Source organism: Pseudomonas purpurea (assembly GCF_039908635.1).
Lineage (GTDB): Bacteria > Pseudomonadota > Gammaproteobacteria > Pseudomonadales > Pseudomonadaceae > Aquipseudomonas > Aquipseudomonas purpurea.
The window spans coordinates 5,650,100-5,669,334 of the sequence record NZ_CP150918.1 but is presented as its reverse complement, the minus strand read 5'-3'; the positions used below and the strand labels follow the sequence as shown (position 1 = coordinate 5,669,334).

General features: G+C 61.8%; 21 protein-coding genes and 1 pseudogene. 9 read left to right on the top strand and 13 right to left on the bottom strand.

The window, feature by feature from the left end; translation table 11 throughout:
• Positions 1 to 17: 17 nt before the first annotated feature.
• Complete coding sequence (locus AABM54_RS25650) at positions 18 to 941, bottom strand: ABC transporter six-transmembrane domain-containing protein (protein ID WP_347902685.1); 924 nt, start codon at positions 939 to 941, stop codon at positions 18 to 20.
• 114 nt (positions 942 to 1,055) lie between these two features.
• On the opposite strand from AABM54_RS25650, the gene AABM54_RS25645 reads away from it, so the two are divergent.
• On the top strand, positions 1,056 to 1,694 hold the full coding sequence (locus AABM54_RS25645) for a TetR family transcriptional regulator (protein ID WP_347902684.1): 639 nt from the start codon (positions 1,056 to 1,058) through the stop codon (positions 1,692 to 1,694).
• Here AABM54_RS25645 and AABM54_RS25640 read toward each other — a convergent pair.
• Both AABM54_RS25640 and AABM54_RS25635 read right to left on the bottom strand, forming a co-directional pair.
• The gene (locus AABM54_RS25640) at positions 1,642 to 3,135 is read right to left on the bottom strand and encodes a YifB family Mg chelatase-like AAA ATPase (RefSeq protein WP_347902683.1); all 1,494 of its coding nucleotides are present in this window, start codon (positions 3,133 to 3,135) and stop codon (positions 1,642 to 1,644) included. The two genes, AABM54_RS25645 and AABM54_RS25640, sit on opposite strands and share 53 nt — an antisense overlap.
• 239 nt (positions 3,136 to 3,374) lie before the next feature.
• Positions 3,375 to 3,638: an accessory factor UbiK family protein gene (locus AABM54_RS25635; protein ID WP_347902682.1), complete on the bottom strand. Its 264-nt coding sequence runs from the start codon at positions 3,636 to 3,638 to the stop codon at positions 3,375 to 3,377.
• Positions 3,639 to 4,037: 399 nt separating this feature from the next.
• On the opposite strand from AABM54_RS25635, the gene glnK reads away from it, so the two are divergent.
• From glnK to sutA, 4 genes are all read left to right on the top strand, one after another.
• On the top strand, positions 4,038 to 4,376 hold the full coding sequence (gene glnK, locus AABM54_RS25630) for a P-II family nitrogen regulator (protein ID WP_002555808.1): 339 nt from the start codon (positions 4,038 to 4,040) through the stop codon (positions 4,374 to 4,376).
• Between the two features lie 33 nt (positions 4,377 to 4,409).
• Positions 4,410 to 5,747, top strand: coding sequence for an ammonium transporter (locus AABM54_RS25625; protein ID WP_347902681.1), 1,338 nt, complete (start codon positions 4,410 to 4,412; stop codon positions 5,745 to 5,747).
• Between the two features lie 213 nt (positions 5,748 to 5,960).
• Entirely contained in the window at positions 5,961 to 6,386 is a 426-nt protein-coding gene (locus tag AABM54_RS25620; RefSeq protein WP_347902680.1) for a secondary thiamine-phosphate synthase enzyme YjbQ, read from the top strand.
• A gap of 102 nt (positions 6,387 to 6,488) precedes the next feature.
• Positions 6,489 to 6,812 carry a transcriptional regulator SutA gene (sutA, locus tag AABM54_RS25615; protein WP_347902679.1) on the top strand — a complete coding sequence of 108 codons (324 nt, stop codon included), beginning with the start codon at positions 6,489 to 6,491 and terminating at the stop codon, positions 6,810 to 6,812.
• Between the two features lie 205 nt (positions 6,813 to 7,017).
• On the opposite strand, the gene AABM54_RS25610 is transcribed toward sutA, so the two are convergent.
• The 6 genes and pseudogenes from AABM54_RS25610 to AABM54_RS25585 form a co-directional block, all read right to left on the bottom strand.
• Positions 7,018 to 7,719, bottom strand: coding sequence for an HAD-IA family hydrolase (locus AABM54_RS25610; RefSeq protein ID WP_347902678.1), 702 nt, complete (start codon positions 7,717 to 7,719; stop codon positions 7,018 to 7,020).
• Positions 7,716 to 8,615, bottom strand: coding sequence for a tyrosine recombinase XerC (gene xerC, locus AABM54_RS25605; protein ID WP_347902677.1), 900 nt, complete (start codon positions 8,613 to 8,615; stop codon positions 7,716 to 7,718). The genes AABM54_RS25610 and xerC overlap by 4 nt, the downstream gene beginning before the upstream one ends.
• Before the next feature lie 2 nt (positions 8,616 to 8,617).
• A complete protein-coding gene (locus AABM54_RS25600; protein ID WP_347902676.1) occupies positions 8,618 to 9,343 on the bottom strand; it encodes a DUF484 family protein in 726 nt (241 codons plus the stop codon).
• A 13-nt stretch (positions 9,344 to 9,356) separates the two neighbouring features.
• Positions 9,357 to 10,187 carry a diaminopimelate epimerase gene (dapF, locus tag AABM54_RS25595; protein ID WP_347902675.1) on the bottom strand — a complete coding sequence of 277 codons (831 nt, stop codon included), beginning with the start codon at positions 10,185 to 10,187 and terminating at the stop codon, positions 9,357 to 9,359.
• A gap of 4 nt (positions 10,188 to 10,191) precedes the next feature.
• A pseudogene (gene lysA, locus AABM54_RS25590) lies at positions 10,192 to 11,440 on the bottom strand (diaminopimelate decarboxylase).
• A gap of 9 nt (positions 11,441 to 11,449) precedes the next feature.
• The gene (locus AABM54_RS25585; protein WP_347902674.1) at positions 11,450 to 11,596 is read right to left on the bottom strand and encodes a lipoprotein; all 147 of its coding nucleotides are present in this window, start codon (positions 11,594 to 11,596) and stop codon (positions 11,450 to 11,452) included.
• A gap of 239 nt (positions 11,597 to 11,835) precedes the next feature.
• Here AABM54_RS25585 and cyaY point away from each other — a divergent pair, with 239 nt between their 5' ends.
• The 3 genes from cyaY to rnk all read left to right on the top strand — a co-directional run bounded on the left by cyaY (position 11,836) and on the right by rnk (position 13,002).
• A complete protein-coding gene (gene cyaY, locus AABM54_RS25580; RefSeq protein ID WP_347902673.1) occupies positions 11,836 to 12,168 on the top strand; it encodes an iron donor protein CyaY in 333 nt (110 codons plus the stop codon).
• Between the two features lie 4 nt (positions 12,169 to 12,172).
• The gene (locus AABM54_RS25575) at positions 12,173 to 12,391 is read left to right on the top strand and encodes a DUF1289 domain-containing protein (RefSeq protein WP_347902672.1); all 219 of its coding nucleotides are present in this window, start codon (positions 12,173 to 12,175) and stop codon (positions 12,389 to 12,391) included.
• 194 nt (positions 12,392 to 12,585) lie between these two features.
• Positions 12,586 to 13,002, top strand: coding sequence for a nucleoside diphosphate kinase regulator (rnk, locus tag AABM54_RS25570; RefSeq protein ID WP_347902671.1), 417 nt, complete (start codon positions 12,586 to 12,588; stop codon positions 13,000 to 13,002).
• Positions 13,003 to 13,006: 4 nt separating this feature from the next.
• Here the strand turns inward: rnk and AABM54_RS25565 are convergent, their stop codons facing one another.
• From AABM54_RS25565 to AABM54_RS25555, 3 genes are all read right to left on the bottom strand, one after another.
• The gene (locus tag AABM54_RS25565; RefSeq protein ID WP_347902670.1) at positions 13,007 to 15,853 is read right to left on the bottom strand and encodes a class I adenylate cyclase; all 2,847 of its coding nucleotides are present in this window, start codon (positions 15,851 to 15,853) and stop codon (positions 13,007 to 13,009) included.
• 170 nt (positions 15,854 to 16,023) lie between these two features.
• The gene (locus AABM54_RS25560) at positions 16,024 to 16,269 is read right to left on the bottom strand and encodes a TIGR02647 family protein (RefSeq protein WP_347902669.1); all 246 of its coding nucleotides are present in this window, start codon (positions 16,267 to 16,269) and stop codon (positions 16,024 to 16,026) included.
• A gap of 288 nt (positions 16,270 to 16,557) precedes the next feature.
• A complete protein-coding gene (locus tag AABM54_RS25555; RefSeq protein WP_347902668.1) occupies positions 16,558 to 16,854 on the bottom strand; it encodes a hypothetical protein in 297 nt (98 codons plus the stop codon).
• 123 nt (positions 16,855 to 16,977) lie between these two features.
• Between AABM54_RS25555 and AABM54_RS25550 the strand changes: the two genes are divergently transcribed.
• Positions 16,978 to 17,637 (top strand): glutathione S-transferase, encoded by a 660-nt coding sequence (locus tag AABM54_RS25550; protein ID WP_347902667.1) that lies wholly within the window; start codon positions 16,978 to 16,980, stop codon positions 17,635 to 17,637.
• An 89-nt stretch (positions 17,638 to 17,726) separates the two neighbouring features.
• Here AABM54_RS25550 and argH read toward each other — a convergent pair whose 3' ends face one another.
• Entirely contained in the window at positions 17,727 to 19,121 is a 1,395-nt protein-coding gene (gene argH, locus AABM54_RS25545; RefSeq protein ID WP_347902666.1) for an argininosuccinate lyase, read from the bottom strand.
• Positions 19,122 to 19,235 lie beyond the last annotated feature (114 nt).

Genomic DNA, 19,235 nt, shown 5'->3' with positions numbered 1-19,235 from the left:
CGCCCTCGCCACAGATCTCATTCGGCTGATCGATCACTGAGCCCCGGATCAACCCGCTTGCCGATATCCCGCAGCCGCGCCAGTTGATCCACCATCGATGGCGCCTCATCGAGGCTGCTGACGAATGTCCACAAGTACGTCATCACCGCGTACACATGACCGGCCTTCACCGCTGGCGACAGCGCCAATTGGCTGATGGCGATCACAAACAAAATCGCCGCCACCGAACCAACAAACAGATACGCCGTCGCCTCACGGTCCGACAACCCGATGCGCAACCGCGACAGCACGCGGTAGTGCCGCTGCAAGGTCTCGGGGCCGACTTTTTCCACCAGACCGATCTCTTTCTCCAGCCGATCATTCAGGCGCTCGTGCAGTTCCTGATTGCGTCGGGCGAAGCGTGGCAACAAGGTGATGCACAGCAGCAATGCGCCGAGGCAGGCGAGGCCGATCCACGGTTCGATCACCAACAGCATCACCGCCGCACCGACAATCGAGACCAGCGCGGTGGCGATGGTCGGCACGTGTTTCTCGAAGAAGTCCACAAACTCACGGGCCAGCACCACCCGCGCGGCAGCCGTGGAGGTGCTCTGGTTTTGCAGACGCTGATTGAGGATCACCGGCACCGCGAGGTCGGCGTAAATCCGCGTGAAGGTCCGGGTATCCACCGCTCGCCGTGCGGCCCCAACGACCCAGAACGCCAGCACCACCACGGCGTAAAACAGCGCGCTGGTGGCATCGCCGCGAATGATCGAGTCCACCGCAAACCCGGCAAACAGGGGGTAGGCCAGCAGCAGCGCGTTCTCCAGCGCCACCAGCGAGAGGGTGAAAAACAGTTTGCCGGGATAGGCTTTGGCAATGGCCTTGAGGGTCTGGCTGGCGGATTGCTGACCGATTTTCTGGCTTTCATCGATCAGGATTTGCGGGGTAACGGCTGACATGAGTGCACCGAATGGACGATTAACGCTACTATTGAGCGACTGCTCAAGTATCCTTGAGCGATCGCTCAAAATGCAAGCGCCATCCATCTGTGGGCGCTGAGAGGTAATTTGTCCATGTCGCGTACCGACCGCAAAGACCAGATCATCGCCGCCGCCCTGGAGTTGTTTCGCAGCAAGGGTTTCGCCGATGTTTCCACCCGTGACCTGGCCGAACACGCCGGGTTGTCCCGCAGCCACGTTTATCACTACTTCAGCGACTGGAAAGAACTGCGCCGTGAAGCCTTTGTGCGGTTTGCCAACGAACAGCTTGAAGAGGCCCGTGCCTCGATCGCCGACGCTGCGCCACGTGAGGCGCTGCTGGGGTTTTTGACCGATTGCCTGCCTGCTTCGGCCGACGATGGCTGGGCATTGTGGCTGGATGCCTGGGATGAGGCGATGCATGACGCGGAGTTGGCGGCGGCGTATCTGGTCGTCAACAGCCAGTGGCAGGGCATGCTGGGTGGCCTTATTGAACGTGGCGTGGTCGCGGGGGTGTTTCGCTGCGCGTCATCCGAACGCACGGCACGACAACTGTTCGCCCAGGCCATGGGCTACGCCGATGACCTGTTGTTGCAACCGTCTGCCGAAGCGGCAGCGGTGGCGCTGGGTGAGGTGATGGAAGTGGCGGGGTTGCTGCTGGGAATAGACCCGAGTGATGAGTTCATGCGCTTGTCGGCCGGTACTGCAACGCTTCCGCCAGATGCTCTCGACTGATCCCCTCCACCTGTTCAAGGTCTGCCAGCGTGCGCGCGACTTTGAGCAGGCGATGGGCGGCGCGCAGCGACAAGCTCAGCCGCTCGCATGCCGTCTCCAGCCAGTTTTCGTCGGTTGTGGATAACGTGCAGTGGCGACGCAGGCCGGGCAGGTCGAGGAAGGCATTGGCGCAACCCTGGCGTTGCTGTTGCCGGTCTCGCGCCTTGGCCACGATGATCGCCGCGCTGGCGGTGTCATCGCCGGGTTGTGGTGCCGGGTTCAGGGCCGTGGCTTCACGGGCGACGGTCAGGTGCAGGTCGATGCGGTCCAGCAGCGGGCCTGAGAGTTTGTTGCGATAGCGCTGAATCTGATCTGGCGTGCAGCGGCAGCGCCCACTTGGTTCACCAAGATATCCACAGGGGCAGGGGTTCATCGCGGCGACCAATTGAAAGCGCGCCGGGAACCGCACGCGGTCGCGGGCCCGGGCGATCACAATCTGGCCGGACTCCAGCGGCTCTCTTAACACCTCCAGCACTTTGCGGTCGAACTCCGGCAATTCATCCAGAAACAGCACACCGTGGTGGGCGAGGGTGATTTCCCCCGGTTGTGGTTTTGAGCCGCCGCCGACCAGCGCCGGGCCTGAGGCCGAATGGTGCGGCTGGCGAAACGGTCGCTGCGGCCAGTGGCTCAGCGGCACATGGCTGGCCACCGACAAAATGGCCGCCACCTCCAGCGCTTCCTGTTCTGCCAGGGGCGGCAACAGCCCCGGCAAGCGGCTGGCGAGCAGGGTTTTGCCGGTACCCGGCGGGCCGCTGAACAACAGGTTATGAGCCCCCGCCGCGGCGATCAGCAAGGCGCGTTTGGCCGTGAACTGCCCCTGAACTTCATTCAAGTCGGGATAGGGTTTGCTGGTATGCAGCAAGCCGCTGGACACGTACGGTGCAAGGGGTGTATGGCCGTTGAAGTGGGCGACCACTTCCAGCAGGTGGTCGACCGCGATCACCGTCAGCCCCGAGGCCAGGCAGGCCTCTTCGGCATTGGCCCGAGGCACCACCAGCGTACGCCCGGCCTTGCGCGCCGCCAGTGCGGCGGGTAACACGCCCCGCACCGGTCGAACCGCGCCGGAGAGCGCCAACTCGCCCAGAAACTCCACGTCTTCGAGCGCGAGGGTCGGCACTTGCACGCTGGCTGCCAACAGGCCCATCGCGATCGCCAAATCGAATCGCCCACCGTCCTTGGGCAAATCCGCGGGTGCGAGATTCAGCGTGATGCGCCGTGCGGGGAACTGGAAACCCGAGTTGAGAATCGCACTGCGCACCCGATCCTTGCTTTCCTTGACCGCTGTTTCGGGCAGCCCGACGAGGGTCAGCGCCGGCAAGCCATTGGCCAAATGCACTTCGACAGTAACGGCAGGCGCCTCCACGCCAACCTGGGCGCGGCTGTGGACGATGGCCAGAGACATGATCATTCCTTGATGAGGCGAGAGCCGCTTCCTGCGGTTTTTGAAGGGTAGTTGCGGGGCGGCGGTTTAGTGCCGAGGACGTACTGCGAAATGTGCGCAGGATGTTGCGATCAGGAGTTCGCGAGGACCGATTGTTCGGTGTACGGGCATTAACTGTTGTGGGGCGTGGCCTGGATGGAACGACTTGAAAGTCGTTCCGACGTTATCGCGGGCGAGCCTTGCTCCCACAACAAAAAGGGTCACTCGGCGGCGGGTGGATTCAGTTTCGCTTCCAGCTCCGCGACCTTCGCCTCAAGGCTTTCCAGGCGTGCCCGCGTGCGCGCCAGGACGACCATCTGGCTGTCGAACTCTTCGCGGCTCACCAGGTCGAGTTTGCTGAAGCCGCTTTGCAGCAGGGCCTTGAACTGGCTTTCGATTTCGGCGCGTGGCAGCGGGGTTTCGCCGCTGAACAGGCGAGAGGCGTGGCCGCTCAGGGCGTCGAGGAGGTCTTTGGGCGCGAGCATGGGAAATGTCCTGGAAACAATGGCCGGCAGTGTATCACGCAGTGTCTATAGTCATTGACGCAGAGGCGGTTGCACGCTTTTCGCGCATGTTGTCCGGCGATGGCGCACCGTTGTTGTGCGTATCGGCGAGAGCATTTGGATGATGGCGATGATGGCCGCGACCAAGGGATTGAAAACAGAGGTTTTTCGCGAGATGGCAAGCTTTCTGCTTAGCCCCTGGTGACCCATGCACTGATGCAGCCGCCGTGACAAATGCAGTGCGGCGCACGGAGGGGAAGTGTTTCGTCAGGAACGGTTAGCGGGCGTTGGCGACGACGCGTTACAAAGCCAGGCACTGCGCTTAGACTTGAGTCGGGTTTGTTTTCCTGGGGCAAGTCCACCAATTCGGGAGAGAGTTTCATGAAGCTAGTCACTGCCATCATCAAGCCGTTCAAGCTGGACGATGTACGCGAGTCGTTGTCCGAGATCGGCGTGCAGGGCATTACCGTTACTGAAGTCAAAGGCTTCGGCCGGCAGAAGGGTCACACCGAGCTGTATCGCGGCGCGGAATACGTGGTCGATTTCCTGCCCAAGGTGAAGATCGATGTCGCCATTGACGACAAGGATCTTGATCGGGTGATCGAGGCGATAACCAAGGCGGCCAACACCGGCAAGATCGGTGACGGCAAGATCTTCGTGGTCAATCTGGAACAGGCTATTCGCATCCGTACCGGCGAAACCGATACCGACGCAATCTAAGCCGCCAAACCCAACGCCCCAGGAGAAAACAATATGACTCTGCGTAAATTCGCAGGGCTAGGAGCCCTGTTGTCCATCGTAATGCCCAGCCTGGCCATGGCGGCAGATCCGGTGGCGCCTCCAGTCCTCAATTCCGGCGATACCGCCTGGATGTTGACCTCTACTGCCCTTGTGCTGTTCATGACCATTCCTGGCCTCGCGTTGTTCTACGGCGGCATGGTGCGGTCCAAAAACATTCTTTCGGTGATGATGCAGTGTTTTGCCATTACCGGTCTGATCACCATCCTGTGGTTCCTTTATGGCTACAGCATGGCGTTTGACACGACGGGCATGGAAGCGAACGTCGTCAACCTCAATTCCTTTGTCGGCGGCTTCGCCAAGGCGTTCCTTGCCGGCATCACGCCTGCCAGCATTACCGGCCCTGCGGCGCTGTTCCCCGAGGCGGTATTCGTCACCTACCAGATGACCTTCGCGATCATCACCCCGGCGCTGATCGTCGGTGCGTTCGCCGAGCGGATGAAGTTCTCCGCAATGCTGGTGTTCATGGGCGTGTGGTTCACCCTGGTTTATGCGCCGATCGCGCACATGGTCTGGAGCGGTCCGGGTTCGCTGTTGGGCGACTGGGGTGTGCTCGACTTCGCGGGCGGCACCGTGGTGCACATCAATGCCGGTATTGCGGGTCTCGTAGCGTGCCTGGTACTGGGCAAGCGCAAAGGCTTCCCGACCACGCCGATGGCCCCGCATAACCTCGGTTACACCCTGATGGGCGCTGCTATGCTGTGGGTCGGCTGGTTCGGCTTCAACGCCGGTTCCGCCGCCGCCGCCAACGGCACTGCCGGCATGGCCATGCTGGTGACTCAGATCGCCACCGCCGCCGCCGCCCTGGGCTGGATGTTTGCCGAGTGGCTGACCCACGGCAAACCGAGTGCACTGGGTATCGCGTCGGGCGTGGTTGCCGGTCTGGTGGCGATCACGCCGGCCGCCGGCACCGTGGGCCCGATGGGTGCACTGGTGATTGGTCTGGCCGCAGGCGTGGTGTGCTTCTTCTGCGCCACAACCCTGAAACGCAAAATGGGTTATGACGATTCGCTGGACGCCTTCGGCGTGCACGGTATCGGCGGTATTCTCGGCGCCATCCTCACGGGTGTGTTCGCAGCCCCGGCACTGGGAGGCTTCGGCACCGTGACCGACATCGCCGCGCAAGTCTGGATTCAGTGCAAAGGCGTGGGCTTCACGGTGATCTACACCGCGATTGTTACCTTCATCATTCTCAAGGTGCTGGATGCCGTCATGGGCCTGCGCATTACCGAAGAAGAAGAGGCGGTGGGCCTGGACCTGGCTCAACACAACGAGCGCGGCTACAACCTGTAAGTTCGCATAAAAAATCATGCCCGGTTCGCCGGGCATTTTTTCGCCTGTGATTTGTCACTGAGGAAACCACTGAAAGGTTTTTCCCCGCACCTTATGGCGTGTTTGCGGCAGGCACATTTCATGGGTCAATGGCTTACACCATTGCAGGAATATTAGGCCCTTTGTTTTTTCCCAGAGCGCGCTAGAATGCGCGCCGAACGTGCGGAGAACTGTATGTGGCAACAGACTCTGATAACCCTGCGGGCACGGCCCCGGGGCTTTCATCTGGTAACGGACGAGTTACTCGCCGGCCTGCCTGAACTCAAGGCATGCCGGGTCGGTCTGTTGCATTTGTGGCTGCAGCATACCTCGGCGTCGTTGACCATCAACGAGAACGCCGATCCGGCGGTACGTCGCGACTTCGAACGGTTTTTCAATCGGCTGATCCCACAAGGTTCGGCTGGCTATGAGCATAACGACGAAGGCCTGGACGACCTCCCGGCGCACTTCAAGGCCAGTTTGCTGGGCTGTCAGTTGAGCTTGCCGATTACGGCGGGCCGACTGGCGTTAGGCAGTTGGCAAGGTGTTTATCTGGGCGAGCATCGTGATCGAGGCGGTGCTCGTAAAGTCCTCGCCACCGTGCACGGTGAAGGGGCATAAACCGCTGGTCACCAGTGGTTGTTGAATTTTTTCCGGCAGCCGTCGACAGACGGCGAAGCTGGGCTATAACTAATCTGCTTTTCGCAAGTCATGAGGTACAACATGAGCGACGATGATCTGGAAAACGACGACCTCGAAGTAGGCGACGAAGACGAGGCCGAGGAAGGTCTGGAAGCAGCAGCGGAAGACGTTGCTGAAGACGACGGTGGCGATGCCCCGGCACCGACCGCCAAAGGCAAGGCCAAGGCTGCGGTATCGGTCGATGAGCTGCCGAGCGTCGAAGCCAAGAACAAGGAGCGCGATGCTCTGGCACGAGCCATGGAAGAGTTCCTGGCCAAAGGCGGCAAGGTGCAGGAAGTGGAGGCCAATGTGGTCGCCGATCCTCCCAAGAAGCCTGATAACAAGTACGGCAGCCGGCCTATCTAAGCGTCCGTTACTTGCTTGCTGAAAAAGCCCGCCGTCGCTGCGGGCTTTTTCATGGGCGAAGAAAAGGTTGGCCCTGGAGCGGTCCATGTGGGAGCGAGCTTGCTCGCGAAGAGGCCGGCACATTCAAAATAGATGCTGGCTAACCACCGCATTCGCGAGCAAGCGGAACGCCGCCCGACCCACTCCCACAGGTTTGTGGTCAGGCCTAAGCCGCGTTCCAGCGCGCCAACAGCGCCGGCAGCTCGGTCAGGCTGCAGATTTCTGCATCCGGCAACCGATCCGCTTCCCAGTCCTTGCCCGTCGGGTTGAACCAGATCGCTCGCAACCCCGCCTGCTGGGCGCCGGCAATGTCATCGCCGGGATGATCGCCGATATGCACCGCGGTTTCGGCGCTCGCACCGCCGCGCCGCAATGCTTCATGAAACAGCCGCGCATCGGGTTTGGCGATGCCGATATCCTCGGCGCACAGCGCGAACTTGAAGTAGTCCGCCAGCCCCAGGCGTCGCACATCGGCGTTGCCGTTGGTGACTACGCCCAAGGCGTACTGGTTGGCGAGAACCTCCAGGGTTGGCTGCACTTCGGGGAAAATGTCGAGCTGGTGCCGTGCCTGCAAAAACACTTCAAAACCCTGCTCGGCCAGGTCGGACGCCTGCTGGTGGTCGTAACCGGCCTCTTCCAGTGCGTGGAACAACACCCGTCGGCGCAGTGCGCTGATGCGGTGCTTGAGGCTCGGCTCGTGGGCCAGTACCCGTTCGCGAATCGCCCACAAATGCTCTACCGGCACGCCACCCAGGTTCACTGCGTGTTCGGTCAACCATTGGCGCAGTACGGCCTCGGCGCTGACGATCACCGGTGCGGTGTCCCACAGGGTGTCGTCGAGGTCGAACGTGATCAGTTGGAGGGTCATTGGTCACCGCCCTTGATGCGTTTGGCCCGTGGGTGGGCGTTGTCGTAGACCGTCGCCAGGTGCTGGAAATCCAGGTGGGTGTAGATCTGCGTGGTTTTGATGTCTGCGTGGCCGAGCAGTTCCTGCACCGCGCGCAGATCCTGGGAGGACTCAAGCAAGTGGCTGGCAAAGGAGTGCCGGAGCATGTGCGGGTGCAGGTTTTGCCCCAATTCACGCTCGCCTGCTGCCTTGACCCGCACCTGAATCGCCCGTGGCCCGAGGCGCCGCCCTTGCAGGCTGACGAACACCGCGTCGTCCGCCGGGTTGGTCATGGCCCGTAGCGGTAGCCACAGGTCGAGGGCTTCGCGGGCCTTTTTGCCGATCGGCAGCACGCGGGTCTTGCTGCCTTTACCGAGCACCTGCACGAGGCCGTCGGCCAGGTCGAGCTGGTCAAGGTTCAGCCCGGTCAGCTCGGAAAGGCGCAGGCCGGAGGAATAGAACAGTTCCAGGATGGCTTGATCGCGACGGGCCAGGAAGTCGTCCTCCACGGCGCCGTCGAGCAGTTGCAGGGCGCGGTCGGTGTCGAGGGTTTTGGGCAGGCGACGTTCACCCTTGGGCGGTGTCAGACCATTGGCCGGGTCGTGGTCGCAGAGGCCTTCGCGGTTCAGGTAGTGATAGAGCCCGCGCACCGCCGACAGCAGTCGCGCCAGGCTGCGCGAGGATTGGCCCTGGGCATGCAGGCGCGCGATCAGGCTGCGCAGGCGCTGGATGTCCAGTGCGGCCCAACTGGCGACGTTCTGTTTTTCGCACCACGCCAGCACTTTGTCCAGGTCGCGGCGGTAGGCTTGCAAGGTGTGTGGCGACACTTGGCGCTCACTGCGCAGGTGCTCGCAGTAGGCGTCCAGGTGCCGTTCCACGGTCAGCGTACCGAGCGCAGCGAGGTATTGACCCGTGGCAGCACGCGGCCCATGACTTCTGCGATGTAACTCAGGAACAGCGTGCCCACCGAGCTTTTGTAATGCTGCGGATCGCGGCTGGCGATGGCCAGCACGCCGTACAAGCCCTGGTGGCTGAGGGTGACCACGGCGGTGGAGCCGATCTGTTGGCGTTGTTCTTCGCCAAACAGAAAGTCCAGCTCATGTTCGCGCAGGCTGCCGCTGACGCTTTTGCCTTCCGACAGCAAGCCGCCGATGGCTTTGTGCGCGTCGGCGCTGCTGACCCAGCGACCGACCGGCATGGCCTCGTCACTGAACAAAATCAGGCTGACGAAGGGCACCTGGAAGTCCTGGCGCAGGCTGTCTTCGACGCTGATGACCACGTCTTCCAGGCTGCTGGCGTCCATCAGCGCGAGAATCAGGCGGCGGGTCTTGTCGAAGAGTCGGTCGTTGTCCCGTGCCACGTCCATCAGGTGCGAGAGGCGATGACGCATCTCGATGTTGCGTTCGCGCAGGATCTTCATCTGCCGCTCCACCAGCGACACGGTGTCGCCGCGCTGATGCGGAAGGCGCAATGTTGCGAGCAGGTCTTCGTGGTCGACAAAGAAATCCGGATGAGCCTCCAGGTACGCGGCAACGGCCGCCGCCTCCAGGCTTTCACCAAGGAGTTCGTCGGGCTGTGGGGCTGGAACCTGAGGCTGATCAGTCATGGGTTTTGCTCACTCAAAGACGTACTTGTCCTTCGTATACGCGCATTGCCGGGCCGGTCATCATCACCGGTTGGCCAGGGCCCGCCCATTCAATGGACAGACGCCCGCCAGGCAGGTCGATCAACAGCGGCGAATCCATCCACCCCTGGCTGATCGCGGCCACTGCCGCTGCGCAGGCACCGGTCCCGCAGGCCTGGGTTTCCCCGGCGCCACGTTCCCAGACGCGCAACTGCGCACGGCTTCGGTCGATGACCTGGAGAAAACCGACATTGACCCGCGCCGGAAAGCGCGGATGGTGTTCGATTTTCGGCCCCAGCTCATGCACCGGCGCGGTGTTGATGTCATCGATGCGCAGCACCGCGTGCGGGTTGCCCATGGATACTGCCGCCAGTTCGACGGTCTGGCCGTCGACCTCGACCGGGTAGCTCAAGGCTTGCTCGTCGGCCACGAACGGAATGTCGGCCGGCACCAGGCGCGGCGCGCCCATGTTGACGCTGATCTGCCCGTCATTGCGCACATCCAGCTCGATCACGCCGCTTTTGGTTTCGACGCGGATCTGCCGTTTGGTGGTCAGGCGTTTATCGAGCACGAAGCGCGCAAAGCAGCGCGCACCGTTGCCGCACTGTTCGACTTCGGAGCCGTCGGAGTTGAAGATCCGGTAACGGAAATCCACGTCCGGGTTGCTCGGCGCCTCGACGATCAGCAACTGGTCGAAGCCGACACCGGTGTGGCGGTCGCCCCAAAGCTTTGCGTGCTTGGGCAGGATGTGCGCGTGCTGGCTGACCAGGTCGAGGACCATGAAGTCATTGCCCAGGCCGTGCATCTTGGTAAAACGCAGCAGCATGGTTTTACTCCGGCAGCAGGCTTTCGCCAGCAAACAACTCGGCTACCGTCTCGCGGCGACGCACTTCAAATGCTTGATCACCGTCCACCAACACTTCGGCGGTACGGCCGCGCGTGTTGTAGTTGGAGCTCATGACAAACCCGTAGGCGCCGGCCGAATGCACGGCCAGCAAGTCGCCTTCTTCCAGCGCCAGTTGACGATCCTTGGCGAGGAAATCACCGGTTTCGCAGATCGGCCCGACGATGTCGTAGGCGCGAGCTTGTGTCTCACGCGGGCGCACGGCGGTGACGTCCATCCAGGGCCTGATACAGCGCCGGGCGGATCAGGTCGTTCATGGCGGCGTCGACGATGGCGAAGTCTTTGTGTTCGGTGTGCTTGAGGTACTCGACCTGGGTCAGCAGCACGCCGGCGTTGGCGACGATGAAGCGGCCCGGTTCGAACACCAGCGTCAGGTCGCGGCCGTCGATGCGCTCGCGCACGGCTTTGATGTAGTCGGCCGCCAATGGCGGCTCTTCATCGCGATAACGCACGCCCAAGCCACCACCGAGGTCGATGTGGCGCAGGTAAATGCCGCAATCGCCGAGGCGGTCGATCAGCGCCAGCAGGCGGTCGAGGGCATCGATGAACGGAGGCAGGGTGGTCAGTTGCGAGCCGATGTGGCAATCCACGCCCACGACTTCCAGGTTCGGCAGTTGTGCGGCGCGGATGTACACGTCTTCAGCGTCGGCAATGGCGATGCCGAACTTGTTTTCTTTAAGACCGGTAGAAATGTACGGATGGGTGCCGGCATCGACGTCCGGGTTCACGCGCAGGGAAATCGGTGCGCGAACACCCAGCTCGGCGGCAACTACTTGCAGGCGCTCGAGTTCATCGGTGGATTCGACGTTGAAGCAGTGCACGCCGACTTCCAGTGCCCGGCGCATGTCGTCACGGGTCTTGCCGACACCGGAGAACACGATCTTGTCAGCCTGGCCGCCAGCGGCCAGAACACGTTCCAGCTCGCCACGGGAAACGATGTCGAAACCGGCGCCCAAACGCGCCAGGACATTCAGTACGCCCAGGTTGGAGTTGGCCTTGACCGCGTAGCACACCAGGTGCGGCGTGCCGGCCAGGGCATCGGCGTATGCCAGGTACTGGGCTTCGATGTGGGCGCGGGAGTAAACATAGGTCGGCGTGCCGAAGCGCTCGGCGATGGCGGACAGGGCAACCCCTTCCGCGAACAGCTCACCGCCACGGTAGTTAAAAGCGTCCATGGTGTTCCCTTAAGCGTGTTTGTGCGATTGCGACTTCGCCTGGTCATTGGGGGATTTGCTGTCATCGGGAAGAAACAGCGGGCCTTTTTGACCACAGGCAGTGACAAGGCAAGCAACCGCGACAAGCGCAGCAAGGGAAGAGATCAGGCGCTTCATGGCGAAATCCTTGAAAATGCGTTAATTGCGCCGGAGTATACCGGCCACCCGTCAGCTTGCCTATGTGACGGGGTTCCCGTCCAGCGGGGCTTTGCCCATGGCGTGCGATCATGTCGATGGTTGTGCACGGATATCGGGTCACCCTGCCAGCTGCCGGGTCGGTATCCTTTGCAATCACCGGGGCTCGGCCGTATCTTGCGGCGCTTGAGCGCAAGTAGACACTTTTTGAGGTTCCTGCAATGAGTTTGACTGAAGCCCGTTTCCACGATCTGGTCGATGCCACCCAGCAAATGCTGGAGGATATTTTCGACGAGAGTGGCCTGGATATCGATCTGGAAAGCTCGGCCGGTGTACTCACCGTCAAGTTCGACAGCGGCAGCCAGCTGATCTTCAGTCGTCAGGAACCGTTGCGTCAGTTGTGGCTGGCGGCGGTGTCCGGTGGCTTCCACTTCGACTACGACGAAGAAAGCGAACGCTGGATGTGCGACAAGAGTGAAGAGCAACTGGGCGAGATGCTTGAGCGCATCGTCGGTCAGCAGGCCGGTGCCAAACTCGATTTCGAAGGTCTGTAACACCGTGACCGAGGCCGCGCCCGTCCGCCCGCCAAAGCCGTTGTACAGCAACGTCAGTCAGGCGGTGCCTTCACCGTGCACCAACGTGTGCCGGCTGGATGAACAGAAGGTCTGCCTGGGCTGTTTCCGTCACGTCGAGGACATTCGCGAATGGCGCTCGGCCGACGACGAACGGCGCCGGGTGATTTGCGCCCAGGCGCAGCAGCGCAAGGCCTCGGCATAAGGGCTTTTGTGGCGAGGGAGCAAGCTCCCTCGCCACAGTGGTCTGTACCGGGCCGTGGTCGCCCCTGACTTGTATATTTAGTGAGCTGTGATAGTGTCCGGGTACGCCTCAACTCATCGAGGCCCGTGAAAACCCCGCCTATTTCTGGCGGGGTTTTGCTTTTGTCGTGCAGAAAAAAGGAGTCTGCCTGAATCATGACCACCGCACCTTCCATCATCCTTACCCGCCTGGACGTGCAGCGTCTGGAACGTTTGATCGACAGTCTGGACGAGCCGTTGCCGCCGGGTGCTGTTGCGTTGCAAGCCGAGCTTGATCGCGCCGAAACCGTGGTGGGTCACGAGGAAGTGCCTGCCGGTGTCGTGACCATGAATTCACGCGTGCATTGCCGTGAGCAAAGCAGCGGCAAGGACTATCACCTGACTCTGGTGTACCCGCAGGACGCCAACGCCGATGAAGGCAAGATTTCGATTCTGGCGCCGGTAGGCAGCGCCTTGCTCGGTTTGCAGGCAGGCCAGCACATCGATTGGCCGGCGCCGGGTGGCAAGACGTTGAAGCTTGAACTGATTGAAGTGGAATACCAGCCGGAAGCGGCCGGCGAATACCACCTCTGACCCCTCAGACCTGTTCGAGCGCCTCGTTCAGTGCGCGCTCCAGGTCGGCCTTGTAGCGCAGGTAAAGATTGCTTGAACTCTGCCCGTCACCGAGCAGCCCGGACAAGTCCAGGTCGGTGATGTAGCAGCGATAGCGTTCTACTTCACGGCGCTGCTCGACGATCTCCCGGGCGACCACGGCGAAGAGCTGGTCGCCGTGCTCCAGCTCTGAAAACTCTCGCTGATTGCAATACAGGGTGACCTGCACCTGCCCCGGTGCGGCTTTGCCGATAATCGCCTGCACATCATAGAACGGCTTGTTCACCGGTGTCTGCGGCGTGGGTCGCGGCTCGATGCGTCGGGCCCGCGCGGTGCCCGACGGCAAGAGCTGGTAATACAGGGTGTCCAGGGCCGCCACCGGTTGCGCGGCGTCCATCGGCAGCAGCGCGTCGCGCCGGTACAGGATTGATTGCAGGAAGCGCTGCATCGGCACCAGCAGGCTTTGTTCGTCGTGGTACGGCTGGCGCTGTTGCCACAGGGCATTGAACTCATCCAGCACATACAGCTCGGCGTGGGCCTCGTTGATCCGGTAGAACACCTGAATGCACTCGGGCTGGCCCATGGGCAGGATCAGCGCCAGGTCGTGGTCTTCCAGCGCCATCGGGTCCAGTTGCAGCGGGCTGTAGCAGGTCCGTGTTTCCCCCAGGTAATCGAGCAGCGCGGGCAGGCTGGCCAGTGCAACGTGGTTGACCTGGCCGGGCACCAGTTCCAGCACGTGGTAATGCTGTTGGACCTGAATCAGGTAGCGGTGGTTGAGCGTGCTCAGCAACAGGTTTTGCGCGGTATCGAGGATTTCTTCGACGCGCAGGGCGATGAATTGCGCCCGGTTGTGGCAGAAACAACGCACCCGTAGTCGGGGTTGCTGCGGGCCATTGGGCAGGTTGTTGAGGTAATCGCGCAGGCAGTCGAGCAGGGCGTGCGGGCCGTCGTAGCGGCTGACCAGCACTTCATTCCAGCTGTTGAGCGTGACCTGATCGAGGGTCAGCACCAGGTTTTCGCGCACCCCTGCGTAACTCAGCGAGTCGGTGCGCTCGGTGGTCATCAGGATGTTCAGGTCACGGTGATGCTTGAGCGGGTCGACCCCGACATTCACCAGGATCAACACTTCGCTGGGTACGCTGGCGTGCAGCAACTGTTCTTCGCCGACAGTGCTCAAGGGCAGGGCGACCGACTGTTGCAGGCTGCCGAGCAGGTTGAACAGTTCAAACTCGCTCAAGTCGCTGTCGCCGGGGTGCAGCGCCAGGCGGGTGCTGCTGTCGATCACGCCGTTGCGATGGCACCAGGTCAGCAGCTCCAGCAATTCGCGGCTGCGCTTGATCGGCGCGAAATGCTCCCACTCCAGCGCGCCCAGGCTGCCGTTGTAGAGCCCCCAGTGACGTTGCCCCGGTTCTTTTTTGTTCGGCGACTGGACCAGCGTCAGGGTGTCTTCGGCCAAGTCCGGGGCGATACCCGGGTTGATGAATTCGATCTTGTCGGCCTTGCGCTCGAAGGCCGCATACAACCGACGCCCGAGCACATTGAGGTCGCGTTTGTTGATCAGGCTGACGGTCTGCTCGGTTCGGGCGAATTGCGTCAGGAAGCGGTAGCTGTAATTCAGCTCATTGACCAGCGCCCGGCGCTCGGCGCTGACCTGGCGGACCTTCCATTGGCTGCGGCTGTCGAGCAGCGCCAACTGACGCTGATCCCAGCCCCATTCGTGGGCCAGCCGTTCCAGCAGTGTGCGTTGCCAGCTCTGGTTGCGGGCGCTGTTGCCGGTGAGCTTGCGGTTGACCTTCAGGTAAAGGGCGCGCCGTACCAGTTCCAGCCGCTCCGGTTCGCCGCGGGCCGTGAGGTATTCCTCGATGCGCCGGTACACCACGATGTATGGGTCGAGTTCATCCAGATCGAGGCGATGGGCGAACACGGCTTGCTTGAAGCGCAGGCTCAGGCATTGGACCTTCGGGTGTTCGCTGGCGTAGACCTCGGTCAGCAACAGCTTGAGCACCGACTTGTAGGGCGACTCAATGCCTTTGAACAGCTGCCAGAGCCCGGCACCGATGAACTCGCCCGGCGGAATATGCGCCAGGTGACCAAGGTCGAGGGTTTCGTCGGCGCGGATAAACCGCTTGGACAGCAGTGTGTGGGTGTATTGCTGGTAGTTGGCTTCTTCGTAGACCGGCACCAGCCACCAGATCGGTGTGCGCCCGGCCAGCCAGATCGCGGTGCGGTAAAACTCGTCCAGCAGCAAGTAGTGCTGGGTGGTGCCGCAGTCGTCGGAGCTCAGTTGGGTGTCGCGCTCGCCGCGTACAAACCGTTGCGGCTCGATCAGGAAGAAATGCGCTTCGGCGCCCTGGCTCGCGGCCCAGGCCTCCAGCAACTGGCACTTTTTGCGCAGCTCGGCGAGCTCGTTGTCGGCAAGGTCCGGCGCGTGGCAGACCCACACGTCCATGTCGCTCTGGTCAGCCTGGGCGAGGGTGCCGAGGCTGCCCATCAGGAACAGCCCGTGAATCGGCCGTGGCGGATTACCGTGGCGAGGCTTGTAGGAGAACGAGCGTGTCAGGCGCTGGGCTTCGGCGAGGGCGTTGGCGTCGGGTTCAAAATTCGACAGGCCGGCCGGCGTGCTGCCTGAAACGTAGCCCGGCAGCAGCGGGTGATTGACGTGGAAAAACAACGGCAACAGGGTCAGGACGCCTTGCTGGCGGGTCGACAACCCTTCCATGGCTCGAGCCATGCGGCCGTCATTGAGCTTTAGAAAGCGCGCGCGCAACTGGCTGAGAACCTTGCGGTCGATTCCCTCGTCCAGATCAGGGCGGATTTCGTGGGTGCGGGTCATGTCAGCTCAAACCGGTTCGCGGTGCTCGTCGGGGGCGGTGAGCAGTTTAGCGCCTCATGCCGGGGACATTTAAGCTGAATTTTGATTTCTGGCGCCAGATTTCTACCGGCGGGGGGCTGTCTGCCCGCGGAAGTCCCGCGCAGGGAGTTCCGTGGGCGATGCGACGGCCGTCAGGCGGTTTCTTCGACGGACAGGATGGTCAACAGCGTTTGCACATTTTGCGCGGCATCACGGCCCAGACTGGTCAGGTAGCCACCATCGGCTTGGGTGATCAGCTCTTTGTCGAACAGGCGTTGTGCGGCGGCAATGGCTTTCGGGGCAGCGGTCTGATGAATTTTCAAACCTTCCTGGGAACTGTCCAGGTTGAAGAGTGCAAGGATTTCCAGTTCGGCAACCAGCTCAGGGGTAAGCGACATAAGGACTCCAGACTTTCTAGGAATAGATGACAGCGCCCCTAAGGTGAACGCACTCGGGCAGCCTGTCCAGTGTTGGCTTAGAGCATTTCGTCGCAGGGCAGGAGTACGTGCGGGCAGGCGCAGTACCAGTGGCGAGGGAGCTTGCTCCCGCTCGACTGCGAAGCGGTCGCAAAATCGCTGGATGCAGTGCGTCCGACGAAATGTGCTTGCAGGACGCGGGGCCGCTTCGCTGCCCAGCGGGAGCAAGCTCCCTCGCCACAAGGAGAGCCATGCCCACGTGATAGAGGCTTAGTTCTTTTCGGGCGGCAGCTCTGGCAGCGCGCGCAGGGCGGTTTCGTACCATTGGGTATCGAACGCGCGGTCTTCTTCGAGGATCGCGTCGATTTCCACGGCCAAAACGTGGGCCATCAGTTGCAGGATTTCTTCACGCTCATAACCCACCAGGGTCAGCTTGTTGAAGGTGGCCTTGGCGGCAGGCGGGTTGTCGCTTTCGATCTGGTTTTCGATTGCTTCGATCAGCGTGGTTTCGGCGAACGCTTCTTCGTCGCTATCGTCGTTGTTGGTGCCGGGGGTTGGCTCGCTCATGGCAGGCTCCTCAAGGAAAGGCGCAGTTTACCTGCATTCGGTGTAGTGATGCTGCTGGCGGGAAGTGCGTCCACGTTCTATAACTTGGCGCTGCCAACCCCTGCACGGCCTGGAGGCTATGTGATGCTCAAGCTTTATGGATTTCCGGTCAGTAACTACTACAACATGGTCAAGCATGCGTTGCTGGAGAAGGGCCTGCCTTTCGAGGCAGTGCCGTTTTATCCCGACCAGAGCCCTGAATCATTGGCTATCAGCCCGCGTGGCAAGATACCGGTGCTGGGTGTCGAACAGGGTTATGTCAACGAAACGGGCGTGATCCTGCAATACCTCGAAGACGCCCAGGCAGGCCCTGCGCTTCTGCCCAAGACCCCGTTCGAGCGCGCTCAGGTGCTGGCGCTGGCCAAGGAGATCGAGTTGTACATCGAGCTGCCGGCGCGAGCCTGTTTCGGTGAGGCGTTCTTCGGCATGTCGGTGCCCGAAGCGATCAAGGAAAAATCCAGAGTCGAACTGCTCGCCGGGATTGCTTCGTTGGGGCGCCACGGCAAGTTTGCACCTTACGTGGCGGGGGAGACGCTGAGCGTGGCGGATCTGTACTTCCTGTACAGCGTCAGCCTGGCCTGTGCGGTCGGCAAGAAGCTGTTTGATCTGGACCTGCTGGCCGATCTGCCGGCTGCCCGGGCGTTGCTCGAACGGCTGGAGCAGACACCGCATGCCAAGCGTATTGCGGCCGACAAGGACGCGGCGATGCCGCAGTTCCTGGCGATGATCGCGTCCCGGAAGTAGGTTTAGTGGTGATCTGAAGTCAGTCATCGTCGGATCGCCGCCCGGAGCGAACCTGCTCCGGGCGGCGATCCGGCGATGCTTTTGGTTGCTTAGCGGCTGGCCAGCAGCGCCTGGCCGCGAACCACGGCGGCCTTCACCTGTGCCGGTGCGGTGCCGCCAATGTGGTCGCGGGCATTTACCGAACCTTCCAGGGTCAACACAGCGAACACGTCCTGCTCGATCTGGTCGCTGAATTTGCGCAGCTCTTCCAGGCTCATTTCCGCCAGGTCCTTGCCGCTGTCCACACCGTACTTCACGGCATGACCGACGATTTCGTGGCAGTCACGGAACGGCAGGCCACGACGTACCAGGTAGTCGGCGAGGTCGGTGGCGGTGGAGAAACCGCGCAGCGCCGCTTCGCGCATGATGGCGTGTTTTGGCTTGATTGCCGGGATCATGTCGGCAAAGGCCCGCAGCGAATCGCGCAAGGTGTCGGCGGCGTCGAACAGCGGTTCCTTGTCTTCCTGGTTGTCCTTGTTGTAGGCCAGTGGCTGGCCTTTCATCAGGGTCAGCAGGCCCATCAGCGCGCCGAACACCCGGCCGCTTTTACCGCGCACCAGTTCCGGAACGTCGGGGTTTTTCTTTTGCGGCATGATCGAGCTGCCGGTGCAGAAGCGGTCAGGCAGATCGATGAACTGGAACTGCGCGCTGGTCCACAGCACCAATTCTTCGGAGAACCGCGACAGGTGCATCATCGCGATGCTGGCGGCCGAGCAGAATTCGATGGCGAAATCGCGATCCGAGACGTTGTCCAGAGAGTTGCCACCCACAGCGTCGAAGCCCAGCAATCGAGCAGTCAGTTCGCGGTCGATCGGGTACGTGGTGCCGGCCAGCGCGGCGCTGCCCAACGGCATGCGGTTGGTGCGCTTGCGGCAGTCGACCAGGCGCTCGTAGTCGCGGCTGAGCATTTCGAACCAGGCCAGCAGGTGATGACCGAAGGTCACGGGCTGGGCGGTTTGCAGGTGGGTGAAGCCCGGCATGATGGTGCCGGATTCGCGTTCGGCCTGCTCCAGCAGACCTTTTTGCAGGCGGGTGATTTCGCCCAGGATCAGGTCGATCTCGTCGCGCAGCCACAGGCGAATATCGGTCGCGACCTGGTCGTTACGGCTGCGGCCGGTGTGCAGCTTCTTGCCGGTGACACCGATGCGATCGGTCAGGCGTGCTTCGATGTTCATGTGCACGTCTTCAAGGTCGATGCGCCAGTCAAAGGTACCGGCCTCGATTTCGCCCTGGATGGTCTTCAGGCCATCGATGATGCTGTCGCGCTCGGCGTCGGTCAGCACGCCAACCTTGGCCAGCATGGTGGCGTGGGCGATCGAGCCCATGATGTCGTGGCGATACAGGCGCTGGTCGAAAGTGACGGAGGCGGTGAAGCGGGCGACGAAGGCGTCGACGGGTTCACTGAAGCGGCCGCCCCAGGACTGATTGGTCTTGTCAGTGCTCATGAATTCGCTCGTGATCGGCTGAAGAAAGATGGCGTGAAAACTTGCCGGGGATAATAACAGGGTTGCCAATCGTGTCGTTGACACTGGTCGGTACGATTTTTTCTCATTCGACCG